Here is a 15,596-nt window from a genome sequence, read left to right as displayed (position 1 = left end):
TGGGCCGTCGGCTGTTACGAGGACGCCAGCGCCTCGGTGCGGTACACCGTTCCGGCGCAGGCATCCGTGACCTTGGCATCGGCCGCGGCGGGCTCGCCGGCCTCCGGCGTGTGGCTGAGAACGATTCCACCGGGCGCGCCACCGCCCCCGGCACCCTCGTCACCGCCCGCCTGACCGCCGCCGTCGCCCGTTGCCGGGGTCCCTGCGTCCGGGGACTGCCCGGGGTCCTTGGAGGGGTCGGGGGTCGGTGAGGGCCCGGGACTGGCGCATCCGCTGGTGCCGCCGCCGGACTGCGGGATCCAGGCGAACTTGACCTCGTAGGCCTGCCCCGGCTTGAGGACCAGCTGGTCAGGGGTGGTGGCCGGGTCGGGCAGGCCGGTGGCCTCGTCGCCCGAGGTGTGGTCGACGACGTGGATGTGGTCGGGGTTGGTGGAGCCCTGCGCGACCAGTCCGACGGTGCCGCCGCCCTCGACGGAGCATGCGGCGGCGGAGGTGTTGACCACCCGGAACGTGCCGTAGACGCGGCCCGTGGAGTCCGCCGGACCGACCGTGCTGGTGCCCTGGCCGAGCTGGTCGCGCCCGCAGACCGGCGAGGTGACGTCCATGGTCTCGTCGGGGGCGGGGCTGCCGGCGCCCGCACCGTGGCCCGCGCCGTTCTTCCCTCTGGCCTTGCCCGTGCCCGGTGGCCTGCCCTCGTCCGGCGCCGCGCCGCCCTGCTCGGTCGGCTGCGGGCCGGTCTGCTCGGTGCCTTCGCCGTGTGCGCCCCCGCTGACGCCCTGGGCGGGCTGGCTGCTCGCCGCGCCGGCGGACCGCCGGTCGGAGCTGTCGGAGAGGTTGGCCACGTGGACCATGGCGGGGATGGACGTACCCCCGAGCAGCAGCGCGGCCGCCGCGCCCAGGACCACATGCCGGCGGCGCTGACGGCGGGCGGGCACCGCGCGGCGCAGCTGGTCCAGTGCGTCCGGCGACGGTTCGAGGGCTCCGGCGCGGGACTGGAGCAGCCGCCGCAGATCGTCCTCGCCGCCGAAGCCGCCGGTGGGGTGGCTTCGGCCGGGGCCGTCGCCGGGGCCGTCGCCCGTGCCGCCGGCCTGCGCCTCGCTGCCGTACGCATGGCTGTCGGCATCGTCACCGGCGTCTGCTCCGCCTCCGCGGGCGGCCGTTGTTCCCTGCGTGCCGGTGGGTGCCCCGACGGCAGCGGACGCTGCGTCCTGCGGGCCGGCCGCCGCTTCGGCCGTCTCGGCCGGTGCTCCGTCGGCGACACCGATGTCATCGATGTCACTGATGTCACCGTCGTTGCCGGATTCCTGGCCGGATTCCTGGCCGGATTTCGCGCCCTGCCCGGACGTGATGCCCCGTCGGCGGGCGGCATCCGGCTCGCCGCCCGGGTGCCCCTGCTCCTCACGTGCCGCATACAGCCCACGCGCCGGCGCGCCGGGAGCCCCATGGGCCCCGGTCGCCTCGTCGGGCCGGCCGTACGGAGCGCCTCCGTGCGCCGTGTCGCACCGGGCGAGTCCGGTCCCGCGTGCGCCGCTCCGGTTCATCGGGTCGATCGCCGTGCTCGAATTGCCGGGAGTGCGCGGGGAGATCGCCCCGCGAGGCGTCCTCGGGTGGATCGGTCCGTTCACTGTGCTCGGGTGGATCGCTCCGTTCGGCGTGCTCGGGTGGGTCGGGTTGCTCGCCCCAGGCGAGCCACACGATTCGAACGGGTCGTACCGGCCGGACGTTGTGCCACTCATGCCGGAGCCTCCATCGCGACGCGGAGCGCCGCGATGCCCCGCGACCCGTAGGCCTTGACGGAGCCGAGCGATATGCCCAGCGTCTGGGCCACCTGCGCCTCGGTCATATCGGCGAAATAGCGCAGCACCAGCACTTCACGTTGCCGGCGCTGGAGACCGCGCATCGCCTGGATCAGCTGGTCCCGCTCCAGCAGGTCGTAAGCGCCCTCCTCGGCGCTCGCCATGTCGGGCATCGGCTTGGAGAGCAGCTTGAGCCCGAGGATGCGGCGGCGCAGCGCGGAGCGCGAGAGGTTGACGACCGTCTGCCGGAGATAGGCGAGGGTCTTCTCGGGTTCGCGCACCCGTCCGCGCGCGGAGTGCACGCGGATGAAGGCTTCCTGGACGACGTCCTCGCAGGAGGCGGTGTCGTCGAGGAGCAGTGCGGCGAGACCGAGCAGGGAGCGGTAGTGCGCGCGGTAGGTCTCGGTGAGGTGGTCGACTGTGGTGCCCGCTGCCATCGCGTCGTCAGTGTCCCCACGCTGAGGAGGAATCTGCGCGGGACGCGTGGTGGGCCAGGGAGCGATCACTGGCATGCCCCCGGACGCAAGGGGCCGCGGCGGGCGCACTGTTGCGCCTGCTGCCCCTGCCGGGGCGACGGTGAATCCGAGTACCTCTGCCACGCCTGTTGGACACGCTTCCCCCCACAAGGGTTGTACGCGCAAGGCACCGCTTTTGACGATGCATCAAATGCCCTCATGCGTACCAGCTCTTCCTGAATGCCCTAATTGCCCCGACGCAAATACCCCGATTTACTCGGGGCCCCACCCTGCTGCCCGCGGACATCCCGGGCCACCTGTGAGGGCGGCCACAAAGACGCTCCCCGCCCAACTGCCGGTTGCAGTGCGACGGGGAGCGAATGGTCGAACAGATCGTCAGCCCAGATCAAGAGGTTTGGACCGGCAATTCGCTCACAGGATCTTCACACGCCCCACAAAGTATCTCCCAGGAGCTCAGCGCACGACGGCCGATCCCGCCAAGTCACCCCCACAGCATGGCCGGAGCCCCTGCCGACATCCTCGCAGCCTCTGTCAGAACCCTTGACGGAGCCCGCCGGGCAACGCCGGCGCCGGATCCCTGGCCACGGCCGGACCTATCCCCGTAGGTCCGCCGCCACCAGCTCGCCCACCTGTGCCGTGTTCAGCGCCGCGCCCTTGCGCAGATTGTCCCCGCACACGAACAGTTCCAGCGCCCGCGGATCGTCCATCGAGCGCCGCACCCGCCCGACCCAGGTCGGATCCGTGCCGACGACATCGGCGGGGGTGGGGTACTCGCCCACGGCCGGGTCGTCGCTGAGGACGACCCCGGGGGCCGCGGCCAGGATCTCGTGCGCACCGCCGACCGAGACCTCGTTCTCGAACCGGGCATGCACGGTCAGCGAGTGCGTGGTGATCACCGGCACCCGCACACAGGTCGCGGTGACCGGAAGGTCCGGCAGCCCCAGGATCTTGCGGGACTCGTTACGGATCTTGAGCTCCTCGGAGGACCAGCCGTCCTCCTGGAGCGAGCCGGCCCAGGGCACGACGTTGAGCGCGATCGGCGCCGGGAACGGCCCCAGCGTGTCCCCGACGGCCCGCCGCACATCGCCGGGCGCGCACCCCAGCTCCGTACCGGACACCGCGGACAGCTGCGCCCGCAGGGTGTCGACGCCGGCCTTACCGGTTCCGGAAACGGCTTGGTACGAGGAGACGATCAACTCGCTCAGCCCGTACTCGGCATGCAGCGCACCCAGCGCGACGATCATCGAGAGCGTCGTGCAGTTCGGGTTGGCGATGATGCCGCGCGGCCGCACCCGTGCCGTGTGCGCATTGACCTCGGGTACGACGAGCGGCACGTCCGGGTCCATCCGGAACGCGCCGGAGTTGTCCACGACCACCGCGCCCTTGGACACCGCGACCGGCGCCCACTGCGCGGCGACCTCGTCGGGGACGTCGAACATCGCGACATCGATGCCCTCGAAGGCATCCTCGCTCAGCGCGACGACCTCGACCTCGGCGCCCCGCACGGTCAGCTTGCGGCCGGCCGAACGGGGCGAGGCGATCAGCCGGATCTCGCCCCAGATGTCGGCCCGCTCGGACAGGATGCCGAGCAGGACCGAGCCGACGGCGCCGGTGGCGCCGACGACGGCGAGATGCGGCTTGGCGGCCGTACGGGCGTCCGCCCACGCCGTGTCAGCGAGGGACGGACGGCCCGCCTCGGCCGGAATCATCGGCCGGTGCCGCCATAGACCACGGCCTCGTCACTGTCGGTGTCGAGACCGAAGGCGGTGTGCACGGCGCGAACGGCCTCGTTGACGTCATCGGCGCGGGTGACGACCGAGATGCGGATCTCGGAGGTCGAGATGAGCTCGATGTTCACGCCCGCGTTCGACAGCGCCTCGAAGAACGTCGCCGTGACGCCCGGGTTGGTCTTCATGCCCGCGCCGACCAGCGAGATCTTGGCGATCTGGTCGTCGTAGCGCAGCGAGTCGAAGCCCACCGCCGCACGGGTCTTCTCCAGGGCCGCGACGGCCTTGCGGCCCTCGGCCTTGGGCAGCGTGAAGGAGATGTCGGTCAGACCGGTCGACGCGGCGGACACGTTCTGCACGACCATGTCGATGTTGACCTCGGAGTCCGCGATCGCACGGAAGATGCGCGCGGCCTCGCCCGGCTTGTCCGGGACTCCGACGACCGTGACCTTCGCCTCGGAGGTGTCATGTGCGACGCCCGAGATGATTGCCTGCTCCATCGGCTGGTCCCCTTGCGGTTCGTTGCTGACCCATGTGCCCTTCAGCCCCGAGAACGAGGAGCGGACGTGGATCGGGATGTTGTATCGGCGTGCGTACTCGACGCAACGGTGCAGCAGCACCTTGGATCCGGAGCTGGCCAGCTCCAGCATGTCCTCGAAGGAGATCCAGTCGATCTTCCGGGCCTTCTTCACGACCCGGGGGTCGGCGGTGAAGACACCGTCCACATCGGTGTAGATCTCACAGACATCGGCGTCCAGGGCGGCCGCCAGCGCGACGGCGGTCGTGTCCGACCCACCGCGCCCCAGCGTCGTGATGTCCTTCTTGTCCTGGGACACGCCCTGGAACCCGGCGACGATGGCGATGTTGCCCTCGTCGACGGACGTCTTGATGCGGCCCGGCGTGACGTCGATGATCCGTGCCTTGTTGTGCACGGAATCGGTGATGACGCCGGCCTGGCTGCCCGTGAAGGACTGCGCCTCATGGCCGAGGTTTTTGATCGCCATCGCCAGCAGGGCCATGGAGATCCGCTCTCCGGCGGTCAGCAGCATGTCGAACTCGCGCCCCGACGGAATCGGGGACACTTCCTGCGCGAGATCGATCAGCTCGTCCGTCGTGTCGCCCATCGCCGAAACCACTACGACAACCTGGTTGCCGTTCTTCTTGGCTTCGACGACTCGCTTGGCAACGCGCTTGATGCCCTCGGCATCCGCAACGGATGAGCCGCCGTACTTCTGCACGACAAGGCCCACGTGCGCTCCTCGCAACTGTCTCTTCGGGAGTTTCCTCCCGGACCCCCGGAAATGGGGGTACTGCGGTCGGCTCAGTCTAACGAGCAAGCGGAGTCCGCCCTGCTGATACCACATCGTGAGACCTGAGACTCACTGGTTGATCACTGATTCTCACCGTGATCAACCTGTCCCGTGAGTTTCACGTCCCGAGGCGGCTCCACAAGGCGCACCGTTGCGCCTGCCCGGCGAGCACATGCCCGCTTCTGGCCGGTACACACGAAAACGTAACCCAGGTCACAAGGTCCGGGCACGGCGAGAGGCGCACGGGACGGACGGCACGGGGCGCGCCGCACAGAGCGCGGGCAACGGCGCGGGAGCCGGCCAGACGCCCGTCAGCGGGCGGCCGGGGCCCGGTCAGGCACCCCGGCGGCCCCCTCCCCCGGCTCAGGCCCCCCGCAGCCCCAGCGGCCCCGCGATCTCCGCCGCCATGACCTTCCCGGCCTCCTCGGCGAGCCGCTCCTCGTCGCCGGTGACGTCACTGTCGGTGTCCAGGCCGTCCAGCTCGACCAGCGGCTGGTCGAGGCGTACGTGGGCGACCAGCGACTGGAGCGCACGCAGTGCGGCCGAGGCGGTCGGCCCCCAGTTGGACAGGTAGGAGAACTGCCACCACCACAGGGCCTCGCTGATCCGGCCCGCCCGGTAGTGCGCGAGGCCGTGCCGCAGATCGGTGATGAGGTCGGCCAGGTCGTCGGAGATCCGGCTGGCGACCGGCTCGCTGCGCGGCACATACGGGTCGAAGACCTCGGAGTAGACGTCCACCGGGTCGAGCAGGGTCGCAAAGCGCTCGCGCAGCTCGTCGACGTCCGGCTCCGGGCCGGTGTCCGGCTCGTAGCGCTCGTCGGGGACGAAGTCCTCGTGGGCGCCCAGACGGCCGCCGGTGAGCAGCAGCTGGGAGATCTCCAGCAGCAGGAAGGGGACCGCACTGTCCGGCTCGTCGCCCTTGGCGACCTCCGTCACCGCGACGATGAAACTCTCGATCGAGTCGGAGATCGATACGGCGAAGTCGTCCGGGTCCTGTGTCGCGTTGTGCAGCGTGGCATCAGACATCGAGAAGTCTCCTCCCTTCGAAGGCCCGCCCGAGCGTGACCTCGTCCGCGTACTCCAGATCGCCACCGACCGGCAGCCCGCTCGCCAGCCGTGTCACTCTCAGGCCCATGGGCTTGATCATGCGGGCCAGATACGTGGCCGTCGCCTCGCCCTCCAGATTCGGGTCGGTGGCCAGAATCAGCTCGGTGACGGTGCCGTCGGCGAGCCTGGCCAGCAGTTCCCTGATCCGCAGGTCGTCGGGGCCCACGCCCTCGATCGGGCTGATCGCCCCGCCGAGGACGTGGTAGCGGCCGCGGAACTCGCGCGTCCGCTCGATCGCCACGACGTCCTTGGGCTCCTCCACGACGCAGATGACCGCCGGATCACGCCTCGGGTCCAGGCAGACCCGGCACTGCTCCTCCTGCGCCACATTGCCGCAGGTGCCGCAGAACCGGACCTTCGCCTTGACCTCCATCAGCGCGTTCGCGAGCCGGCGGACATCGGTCGGCTCGGCCTGAAGAATGTGGAAGGCGATCCGCTGCGCGCTCTTGGGACCGACGCCGGGCAGCCTGCCCAACTCGTCGATCAGGTCCTGGACCACGCCTTCATACACGGAACGTCTTCTTTCTCTTCTGCCGTGCTGCGTACGCTAGTTGGCTACTCCTCAGAAGGGGAGACCCGGGATTCCGCCACCGCCCAGACCCTGGGCGAGCGGACCGAGCTTCTGCTGCTGCAACTGCTGGGCACTGGCGTTGGCGTCCCGGACGGCCGCCAGCACGAGGTCGGCGATCGTCTCGGCGGTCTCCTCTGCGGAGTCGGTGTCGACCGCCTTGGGGTCGATGACCAGGCCCTGGAGCTCACCGGAGCCGGTCACCGTCGCCTTGACCAGACCGCCGCCCGCGGAACCCTCGACGGGTGTCTCCGCCAGCTCCTGCTGGGCGGCCGCGAGGTCCTGCTGCATCTTCTGGGCCTGCTGAAGCAGCTGCTGCATATTGGGCTGACCACCGGGGATCACGACGTGACTCCTGCCATACGACAACGTTTGTGCGGTAGCCCGAGCCTACGTGTTTCACGTCCCCCGCGCCCTACGCCGTAGGGAGGAGCACGGGTGTACGCCTGGTGTACGCCCGCTTACGGGCTCACCGGTTCTCCGCCCCCTGGGCCGGCCTCGTCGCGCGCTGCCACGCGGTGCTGTGCGCCGGCTACTCGTTGTTGAACTCCTCCACCACCGTCGCGCCGAGTTCGCGCACGATCAGGTCGTGCCCGCTGAGCGCGGAGTCGACGAGATCGGGGTCGTCCTCGGCCGGCATGTCGTATTCGATCGACGTCGGCGGGGGCTCCGGCGGCGTGTACGAGGCCTCCGCCGCGGGCCCGCCCTGGCCGCCGCCCGCGGACGCCGGCGAGGAGACGGCCTCCCGCGCCATCCGGGCGCCCTGGCTGCCACTGCCCGCTCCGGCGCCGCCCTGCCCGTACTGGCTTCCGGACGACGGGGGCGCCGACGGGCCGCCCTGCGGGGGCGGGGACTGCGGACCGCTCTGCGGTGGCGCGGCGGGCGCGCCGCCACTGAAGGCACCTCCGCCGCCACCGCCGCCGAAGCCGCCACCGCCGCTACGGGGAGCGCCACCGGCCGGCGGATTGGCGCCGCCCGACGGATCGACGATCGCCTCGACCCGCCACTGCACCTGGAACCGCTCGGCCAGCACGTCCTTGAGGACGTCCTCGCTTCCGCCGTTGGCGAAGCTGTCGCGGGCACCGGCATTGGGGAAGCCGATCTGGAGCGTCGTGCCGTCGAAGCCGGAGACCTGGGCGTTCTGGCTCAGCAGGATCCACGTGAAACGACGGCGGGCCTTCACCGCATCCAGGATGTCCGGCCACATCTGCCGCACCTGGGCGGCGCCCTGTGCCGCCCCCGGGGCAGCCCCTGGGGCCGCACCGGGCTGCGGCTGCGGGGACACGGGCGCGGACGCGGGCGGTCCGGGCTCGGGCGGCGCGGCGGCCTCGCTCTGCGGGGCCTGTCCGCCCTGGCCCGGGGCCACGGCCGTGGGCCAGCCGCCGGGCTGCCGCCCGGCGCCGGGGCCGTTGCCGCCCGTATTGCCGCCGCCGGTGGGGCCCCGGCCCGTGCTTCCGGGCCAGGCTCCGGGCCGCGCGCCCGCGGCCTCCCGGCCACCGCCCTGCGCTCCGGCCTGCGGTGCCTCCGCGGGACCTCCCCGGGGAGCCTCCGCGCCTCCGCCGTCGCCCCGCTGCTGCTCCCCGGCGGGCCCGGCCACCGGCCCGCCGGACGCCTCCGCAGCGGCCGTCGGCGCAGCGGGAGCGGGAGCGGCCGGGGCGGCCGGAGCCGGGGCAGCCTGGGCCGGGGCCGTCGGAGCCCCCGCACCGCCGCTCGCCGTGCCCCGCACCGCCGCACGCGCGGCGGCCGGCCCGGCCGGCATCGCCGGATGCGCCTCCGGCCCCGGTACATAGCCGGCCGCGGGCCCGCCACCGGACGCCACGACGGGCGCCGGCCCGGTCCCGGGGTCTGTCCCGGGGCCCGCACCGCTGCTCATCCCGCCGGCCCCGCCCAGCAGCGCCGCGCCCGCGCCACGCTCCAGGCGGTCGAGCCGCGCCTGCACCGAGCGCTCGTCGTCGTACGCCGCGGGCAGCAGCACCCGGGCACAGATCAGCTCCAGTTGCAGCCGCGGCGAGGTCGCCCCGCGCATCTCCGTCAGGCCCGTATTGACCAGGTCGGCGGCCCGGCTCAGCTCGGCCGCCCCGAAGACGGACGCCTGCGCCGTCATCCGCTCCACCACATCCACGGGGGCGTCGATCAGCCCCTTCTCGCCCGCGTCCGGCACGGCCGCCAGGATCACCAGATCCCGCAGGCGCTCCAGCAGGTCCGCCACGAAGCGCCGCGGGTCGTTGCCGCCCTCGATGACCCGGTCCACGACCTCGAAGGCCGCCGCCCCGTCCCCCGCGGCGAACGCCTCCACGGTCGAATCCAGCAGCGAGCCGTCGGTGTACCCCAGCAACGCCGTCGCCATGGCATACGTCACACCGTCCGCACCGGCGCCGGCGAGCAGCTGGTCCATCACGGACATCGAGTCACGCACCGACCCGGCCCCGGCGCGCACCACCAGCGGCAGCACCCCGTCCTCGACCGGGCTGGCCTCGCGCCCGCACACCTCGGCGAGGTACTCCCGCAGGGTCCCCGGCGGCACCAGCCGGAAGGGGTAGTGGTGCGTACGCGACCGGATCGTCCCGATGACCTTCTCGGGCTCGGTCGTCGCGAAGATGAACTTCAGATGCTCCGGCGGCTCCTCGACGACCTTCAGCAGAGCGTTGAAGCCCGCCGAGGTCACCATGTGCGCCTCGTCGATGATGTAGATCTTGTAGCGGCTGCCGGCCGGCCCGAAGAACGCCTTCTCCCGCAGGTCACGGGCGTCGTCCACGCCACCGTGCGACGCCGCGTCGATCTCGATCACATCGATCGAGCCCCGGCCGTTCCTGGCCAGGTCCAGACACGACTGGCACTTCCCGCAGGGCGTGGGGGTGGGACCTTCCTCACAGTTGAGGCAGCGCGCCAGGATCCGCGCGCTCGTCGTCTTGCCACAACCTCGCGGCCCACTGAACAAATAGGCGTGATTGACCCGATTGTTCCGCAATGCCTGCTGAAGCGGATCGGTTACGTGCTCTTGCCCGATGACCTCGGCGAAGGTCTCGGGGCGGTAGCGGCGGTACAGCGCAAGGGACGACACGCATACGACGATATCGGCCCGCACTGACAACCGACGGGGCCCCGCAAACGCAAGCGCCCCCCACGCACCCGCCAGAGCCGACCTACCCTTGCTGCCTTCCGGCCCTGGGGGAGTTCAGTCAGATAGCGCCACGTGAGGGGCTGCGCACCACAGTAGCGGATTCCCCGCCCAAGAAACGAACCCGGACCCCGCTCCCCGATCCACTCGATCCCCCGCCACCCCCTCCTCGCGATCATGGTCGCGAGCACTCCCCAACGTCTTGTATTGTTTGCGGCGGAGGATTCGCCTAGTGGCCTAGGGCGCACGCTTGGAAAGCGTGTTGGGGGCAACCCCTCACGAGTTCGAATCTCGTATCCTCCGCCATTGCTCTCACCGGGCAATACGTTGAAGGGCCCCACCGCTTGCGGTGGGGCCCTTCGACGTTGTCTCAGCCCTCGTTGTCCTGGCCTTTGTCCACAAGAGCTGTTTCCGGGGTTCCCCAGATCGCCGCGCCGATCTTCCGGGCCACTTCCTTCAACAGGTGGTCGGGGACATGGAGATACCGCGCCGCATCCGTGCGGCCCCGCCCGGTTCCCAACCCATGATCTGGTCGATCACCCGGTCCGGGACGCCCAGCACCATGAGCACCGTTCCGGCCTTGTGCCGGACGTCGTGCAGTCGGGCCGTCCAGGTGGCGGGCGACGACCGAGGTCCGGTAGGCCATCGCTGATCAGGTGATCCAGGCTCCAGCGATCAAGGAGTTCCCTCACGAGGTGGGCGACCGGGCGGCCCTCCAGATCGGCCGGGCCGACGTCGTGGGCGGTGACGATGTGGCGGCTGTGCGCACACATGAGACCGATGGGCCCGACCCCATGTCGGGCCCATCGGTCGTTTTGCTTCACGGAACGCCCTCGGCGGGGTTCAGCCGCACAGGGCCCTGTCCACGGCGTCCTTCACGTGCTGCGTGGCTGCCTTGTCCGTCGGGACGCCGGTGACCGCGACGTTGGCGGCGCGGCCGTCGTCGGTGACACCGCCCCGGGTCTCGTACCCCGCGATGTCGCCGCCGTGGCCCCAGTAGACGCCGCCGCACGACAGCGGCCTGCTCGTGAGCCCCAGCCCGTAGCGGAGGCCGGAGGTCCCGGCGGGGACGGTCGTGCGCATCTCGGCGAGCTGGGCCGCCGGGAGGAGGCGGCCGGCGAGGAGCGCGGTGAAGAAGCGGTTGAGGTCGGAGTTGGTGGAGATCAACTGGCCTGCGGCCCAGCCTGCGGAGGGGTCCATCTCCGTGAAGTCGCGCAGCGGTGTGTTCGCCGGGTTGCGGTGGTAACCGTGGGGGTGCGGCTCTCGGATGGTCATCTCGCCGGGGGTGGGGAAGTAGGTGTGGCGCAGCCCGATGCGCTTGATGATGCGCCGGTCCATCTCCTCGGCGAGGGGGCGGCCGGTGACCTTCTGGACGATCAGGCCGGCCAGGACGTAGTTGGTGTTGCTGTACCCCCACGTCGTCCCCGGAGCCGCGTCGGCCTTGTACCGGAGGGCGATGTCGAGCAGCTCGCGGGGCTCGAAGTACCGGTTCCTGATCTCGTCGTCGTCGACGTGGATGCCGTACTCGGGGAGTCCGCTGGTGTGCTGGAGGAGCTGGCGGACGGTGATGCGGCGCCCGTCGATCCCCTTTCCGCGGACGAGGCCGGGCAGGTAGGTGTCGACGGTGGCGTCGAGGCCGATCTTCCCTTCGCCGACCAGCTGCAGGACCACGACCGCCGTGAACGCCTTGGTGTTGCTGCCGATCCGTACCTGGCCGTCCCTGGGCACCTTCGAGCCGGTGGTCAGGTCGCCAACTCCCGCGGTGTAGCTGCGGATGCGGCCGTTCCGGTCCTGGACGCTCGCCAGCGCGGCGGGCATCCCGTCGTCGCGCACCAGCGTGTTCAGGGCCTGCTGGACGGCGTCCGGCCTGGCGGCGGCAGCAGCGGAGGCGGCGGAATCGGAGGCGGAGGCGGCGGGCGGGGCGAGGGCGCCCAGTGTCATGGCGCCGATGGCCACCGCGACCGCGGCCGACACGGCTCGTCGCCGTCTGCCGCCCTGCTGCCGGGTCGAGGAACGAAGGCCCTGCCGGGTCTGAGCACGCATAAGTCAACTCCTGGGGAATCGTTGGGTCGAGGCACGATCCTGGTTTCCAGGGCCCGCTGACCGCATCGCGGGAAGGCGGGAGAAATCGCTCCCCCGATCGGGGGAGGCTGCCGGGGGGCTGCCCGGCGATACTGGCGCCCATGATCAGGGGAATTCGGCCGCTGCTGCGCGGCTCCACGTATGCGGGTGTGCTGTTCGCCTATTGCGGCGCGCTGGCGAGCCTTCCGCTGCTGCCTTTCGCCCTGTTGCCGGCGCTGTCGTGGCGATCCGCTTCCGAGAGCGTGCAGATCGTCCTGGTCCTGCTGGTCTGGGCGGTACTGGTCGGCGTGGTCGGCCTGGCGCGCCCCGTACGACGGGCGCTGGTCGTGTCGGCCCGCCGGCTGCTGCGGGTGCCGCTGCCGAATCCGGTGGCCGGTCACCGGCCCTCCGGTTCACTCGGCCTCGACCGCTGGCGGACCCCGCTCTGGCTGGTGCTGCACGTGGCCGTCGGCTGGACGGGGGCGCTGGCGAGCGGGGTGCTGTTCATCATGGGCCTCTCCCTGCCGGGGAACTGGCTCGGCGCCGAGGCGCGGGCGAGTCTGTTCGGCACGTCGGTCCGGGTGTCGGGCGGGTGGAGCTGGGTGGTGGCGGCCGTGTGCATCCTGCTGGCGGTAGCCATCTGCGTACTGGTGACGAAGGCCCTGCGGTGGGCGGCGCCACGGCTGCTGGGGCCGTCGGCGGCCGAACGGCTCGCGCTGGCCGCCGAGCGGGAACAGCTGCTGGCCGAACGCAACCGGATTGCCCACGAGTTGCACGACTCGATCGGGCACACGCTGACGGCGGCCACCATCCAGGCGGCGGTGGCGGGCGAGGCGCTCTCCGCCGACCCGGCGACGGCGCGGGCCGCCATGCGCAGCATCGAGGAGTCGACGCGGGCCGCGCTGGAGGACCTGGACTACGTGCTCGGAGTGCTGCGCGAGGAACAGTCGGGGACGGCGCCGACCCGGACCCTGGCCGACCTCCCAGAGCTGCTGGACCGCCTGCGGCACGCGGGCGCGGTGGTGGAACCGGAGCTGTCGGGGGACCTGGCGCAGGTGCAGGGGACGCTCTCCCGGGCGGCGTACCGGATCCTCCAGGAGGGGCTGACGAACGCGCTGCGCCACGGGGCGGGCGGCCCGATCGTGGCCCGGGTGGCGGCCGGGCCGGGCGGACTGGATCTCACGGTGGTCAACCGGACCGGGGTACGGACGGGCCCGGGCCCGGGGGCCTTCCCGACCTCCGGCCACGGTCTGCCCGGACTGGCCGAGCGCGTCCGGCTGCTGCACGGTGAGTTCCAGGCCGGCCCGGACGGGACGCAGCACTGGCGGCTGGCCGTCCGGCTGCCGGCACGGGCGTCGGCGTGAGTGGATCCGACGCGGGCGAAGGCATGGCCCTCCGGCTGCCGGTACGGGTGTCGGCGTGAGTGGATCCGACGCGGGCGAAGGCATGCCCCTTCCCCCCGTCACCAGCCCCGCCGTCACCCTCCTGATCGCGGACGACGAAGAGGTGACCCGCAGCGGCCTGCGCATGCTGCTCGCCGCACAGCCGGGCATCACGGTGGTCGGCGAGGCCGCCGACGGCGTCGAGGCGGTCGAACGGGCGCAGAGCCTGCGGCCGGACGTGGTCCTGATGGACGTACGGATGCCGCGTCGCAACGGGATCGAGGCCACCCGCCAACTGCTGGCCGAAGCGGCCGACCCGCCGAAGGTCGTGGTGATCACCACCTTCGAGAACGACGGCTACGTCACCGCCGCCCTCAGCGCGGGCGCCAGCGGCTTCGTCCTCAAGCGCCTCCCGGTCCGTCAGATCGCCGAGGCGGTCCGGGTGGTGGCGGCGGGCGAAGCGGTCCTCTTCCCGGCCGCACTGGGCCGCATGGTCGCCGCCCGCCCGCTGGGCTCCGCCGAGGCCCTGCCGCACGCCGCCCTGACCGGCCGGGAGGAGGAGGTGCTGCGCCTGATGGCCACCGGGCTCTCCAATCCGGAGATCGCGGAGTCCCTCACGGTGAGCCTGGAGACGGTCAAGACCCACGTCGGAAACGTGCTGACCAAGCTCGGCGCGCAGAACCGGACCCATGCGGTGGTGATCGCGTACGAGTCCGGCCTGGTGGTCCCGGGCTTCGCCGGCTGACCGGCTTCCGCCCCTCTGCGCGGTCGCCCGCAGGCTGCTCAGTACCGGCCGCGACGTAACTCCACAGCTACTCGTATCCTCCGCCCGGCCTCACCGGGCTGAACGAAGGCCCCGACCGGGAAAGGCGGATTCCAGGGGCCTTCGTCGTGTTCCGTCTCGGTTGAGGCCGAGTGGGCTGCTGCCGGCGCTGTCGGGGGCGCCCCCGCTCTCGTCCGTCTGCCCGCCCCGGAGGGCGTGGCCATACGTCTGTGCGTGGCCGGCTCTACGCCTGACGGAGTCGGGCGATGATGCCGTCGATGTCGCGGATGGCCATCTCGGGGCGGACGAAGTGTCCGCCGGGCTCCTCGTGCCACTCGTGCGGGATGCCGGCTTGGTCGAGGCCGGCTCGGAACTCCCGCTGGCCGGCGAGCACCTCGGTCTCGTTGAGCAGGTCGAACGGGTCAACCGGGGTGGGACTGGTGCCGGCGACCATGAAGACCCGCTTGTTGCGGTAGCTCTCGATGTGCTCCATGGGGTTGTCGGCGCTGACCCTGGCCTCGTCGAACGGCTCGCCGTAGATCGTGCCGCCGCCCAGGTCCAGGGCCGCGGAGGACACGTTGGCCCAATGGGCGACCGCGCTGAGGTCGCGGCGCAGGCTGGGCGGGCCGGAGTGGGCGCTCACCGAGGCGAAGTGGCCGTAGTACTTGGCTGCGTACTTCAGCGCGCCGAAGCCACCCATCGAGAACCCGCCGACGGCGCGGCCGTCGTACTCGGCGTACGTCCGGAAGTTCGCGTCGATCCACCGGAGCAACTGGTCGATATGGAATGTCTCCCAATTCCGTGGGCCGGTAAGGGAGTTGACCGGGTTGGAGTACCAGCCCGCGTGTCCGCCGTCGGGCATCACGACGATGATCGGCTTGCCGGCGGTCCAGGTGCGGATGCCTCCCTCCGGCAGCCGGTCCCAGGTCATGAAGTCCTGGTCGGTACCGCCGCCGTGGAACAGGTAGAGGACGGGGTAGGTGCGGCCGCTGGTGTGGTAGTCGTCAGGGAGCAGGACGTTGACGGCGGGGTCCCATTCGACCGCGTCGGTCGCGAACCGGTAGTACCACATGCGGGGGTCGGCCTCGTTGCGGTCCTTGATGGTCAGCCCGAAGCCGTCGTCGGCCGCACTGGCCGCACTGGCCGCACTGGCCGGCGACGCCGTCGCAAGGACGCCTGCGCCGCCAAGAGCCATCGCGGCGGAGATTCCGCCGACGGCCTTCAGAACACTCCTGCGGGTGGAGAGGTGCTCGCTCAATCTGACCTCCTGGTCGGGAAGTTGCACGAA

Annotated in this window: 12 protein-coding genes, 1 tRNA gene, 1 other RNA gene and 1 pseudogene; 3 read left to right on the top strand and 12 right to left on the bottom strand. The window is 71.5% G+C overall.

Annotated elements, in window-relative coordinates; all coding sequences use genetic code 11:
* Positions 1–14 precede the first annotated feature (14 nt).
* The 9 genes from IF67_RS0126565 to ffs all read right to left on the bottom strand — a co-directional run bounded on the left by IF67_RS0126565 (position 15) and on the right by ffs (position 10,190).
* Positions 15–1,541 carry a hypothetical protein gene (locus IF67_RS0126565; protein ID WP_234341349.1) on the bottom strand — a complete coding sequence of 509 codons (1,527 nt, stop codon included), beginning with the start codon at positions 1,539–1,541 and terminating at the stop codon, positions 15–17.
* A 191-nt stretch (positions 1,542–1,732) separates the two neighbouring features.
* Positions 1,733–2,395, bottom strand: coding sequence for a SigE family RNA polymerase sigma factor (locus IF67_RS0126560; RefSeq protein ID WP_199812784.1), 663 nt, complete (start codon positions 2,393–2,395; stop codon positions 1,733–1,735).
* Between the two features lie 470 nt (positions 2,396–2,865).
* Positions 2,866–3,981 (bottom strand): aspartate-semialdehyde dehydrogenase, encoded by a 1,116-nt coding sequence (locus IF67_RS0126555; RefSeq protein ID WP_030089274.1) that lies wholly within the window; start codon positions 3,979–3,981, stop codon positions 2,866–2,868.
* Positions 3,978–5,249 (bottom strand): aspartate kinase, encoded by a 1,272-nt coding sequence (locus IF67_RS0126550; RefSeq protein WP_030989759.1) that lies wholly within the window; start codon positions 5,247–5,249, stop codon positions 3,978–3,980. The genes IF67_RS0126555 and IF67_RS0126550 overlap by 4 nt, the downstream gene beginning before the upstream one ends.
* Positions 5,250–5,672: 423 nt before the next feature.
* Positions 5,673–6,335 (bottom strand): DUF5063 domain-containing protein, encoded by a 663-nt coding sequence (locus IF67_RS0126545; protein WP_030989757.1) that lies wholly within the window; start codon positions 6,333–6,335, stop codon positions 5,673–5,675.
* Entirely contained in the window at positions 6,328–6,927 is a 600-nt protein-coding gene (gene recR, locus IF67_RS0126540) for a recombination mediator RecR (RefSeq protein WP_018089931.1), read from the bottom strand. Before recR ends, IF67_RS0126545 begins: the two co-directional genes overlap by 8 nt.
* 51 nt (positions 6,928–6,978) lie before the next feature.
* A complete protein-coding gene (locus IF67_RS0126535; protein WP_078889642.1) occupies positions 6,979–7,329 on the bottom strand; it encodes a YbaB/EbfC family nucleoid-associated protein in 351 nt (116 codons plus the stop codon).
* Between the two features lie 187 nt (positions 7,330–7,516).
* Positions 7,517–10,045: a DNA polymerase III subunit gamma and tau gene (locus tag IF67_RS0126530; protein ID WP_030989754.1), complete on the bottom strand. Its 2,529-nt coding sequence runs from the start codon at positions 10,043–10,045 to the stop codon at positions 7,517–7,519.
* 46 nt (positions 10,046–10,091) lie between these two features.
* Positions 10,092–10,190, bottom strand: an RNA gene (ffs, locus tag IF67_RS40850) — signal recognition particle sRNA small type.
* A 130-nt stretch (positions 10,191–10,320) separates the two neighbouring features.
* Between ffs and IF67_RS0126520 the strand changes: the two genes are divergently transcribed.
* Positions 10,321–10,408 (top strand) — tRNA-Ser (locus tag IF67_RS0126520).
* A gap of 64 nt (positions 10,409–10,472) precedes the next feature.
* On the opposite strand, the pseudogene IF67_RS45230 reads toward IF67_RS0126520, so the two are convergent.
* Both IF67_RS45230 and IF67_RS0126510 read right to left on the bottom strand, forming a co-directional pair.
* Positions 10,473–10,705: pseudogene (locus tag IF67_RS45230) on the bottom strand (site-specific integrase); the annotation flags it as partial.
* Positions 10,706–10,945: 240 nt separating this feature from the next.
* Positions 10,946–12,145: a serine hydrolase domain-containing protein gene (locus tag IF67_RS0126510; RefSeq protein ID WP_030989752.1), complete on the bottom strand. Its 1,200-nt coding sequence runs from the start codon at positions 12,143–12,145 to the stop codon at positions 10,946–10,948.
* 140 nt (positions 12,146–12,285) lie between these two features.
* On the opposite strand from IF67_RS0126510, the gene IF67_RS0126505 reads away from it, so the two are divergent.
* Together IF67_RS0126505 and IF67_RS0126500 are read left to right on the top strand one after the other, a co-directional pair.
* Positions 12,286–13,527 carry a sensor histidine kinase gene (locus tag IF67_RS0126505; protein ID WP_030989750.1) on the top strand — a complete coding sequence of 414 codons (1,242 nt, stop codon included), beginning with the start codon at positions 12,286–12,288 and terminating at the stop codon, positions 13,525–13,527.
* An 82-nt stretch (positions 13,528–13,609) separates the two neighbouring features.
* Positions 13,610–14,290 (top strand): response regulator transcription factor, encoded by a 681-nt coding sequence (locus tag IF67_RS0126500; protein WP_030989748.1) that lies wholly within the window; start codon positions 13,610–13,612, stop codon positions 14,288–14,290.
* A gap of 262 nt (positions 14,291–14,552) precedes the next feature.
* On the opposite strand, the gene IF67_RS0126495 is transcribed toward IF67_RS0126500, so the two are convergent.
* Positions 14,553–15,566, bottom strand: a complete 1,014-nt coding sequence (locus IF67_RS0126495) for an alpha/beta hydrolase (protein ID WP_030989746.1) — start codon at positions 15,564–15,566, stop codon at positions 14,553–14,555.
* Between the last annotated feature and the right edge of the window lie 30 nt (positions 15,567–15,596).

The sequence above is a fragment of the Streptomyces sp. NRRL S-1813 genome (assembly GCF_000719605.1).
Classification (GTDB): Bacteria; Actinomycetota; Actinomycetes; order Streptomycetales; family Streptomycetaceae; genus Streptomyces; species Streptomyces decoyicus.
The sequence above is the reverse complement of the archived record's forward strand: the minus strand, read 5'-3'. Positions and strand labels throughout refer to the sequence as shown.

Bases quoted from the DNA above. Each gene is read 5' to 3' on its own strand.
- IF67_RS0126565 (WP_234341349.1), bottom strand. From the start codon at position 1,541: ATGAACCGGAGCGGCGCACGCGGGACCGGACTCGCCCGGTGCGACACG.
- IF67_RS0126555 (WP_030089274.1), bottom strand. From the start codon at position 3,981: ATGATTCCGGCCGAGGCGGGCCGTCCGTCCCTCGCTGACACGGCGTGG.
- IF67_RS0126545 (WP_030989757.1), bottom strand. From the start codon at position 6,335: ATGTCTGATGCCACGCTGCACAACGCGACACAGGACCCGGACGACTTC.
- IF67_RS0126510 (WP_030989752.1), bottom strand. From the start codon at position 12,145: ATGCGTGCTCAGACCCGGCAGGGCCTTCGTTCCTCGACCCGGCAGCAG.
- IF67_RS0126505 (WP_030989750.1), top strand. From the start codon at position 12,286: ATGATCAGGGGAATTCGGCCGCTGCTGCGCGGCTCCACGTATGCGGGT.
- IF67_RS0126500 (WP_030989748.1), top strand. From the start codon at position 13,610: ATGCCCCTTCCCCCCGTCACCAGCCCCGCCGTCACCCTCCTGATCGCG.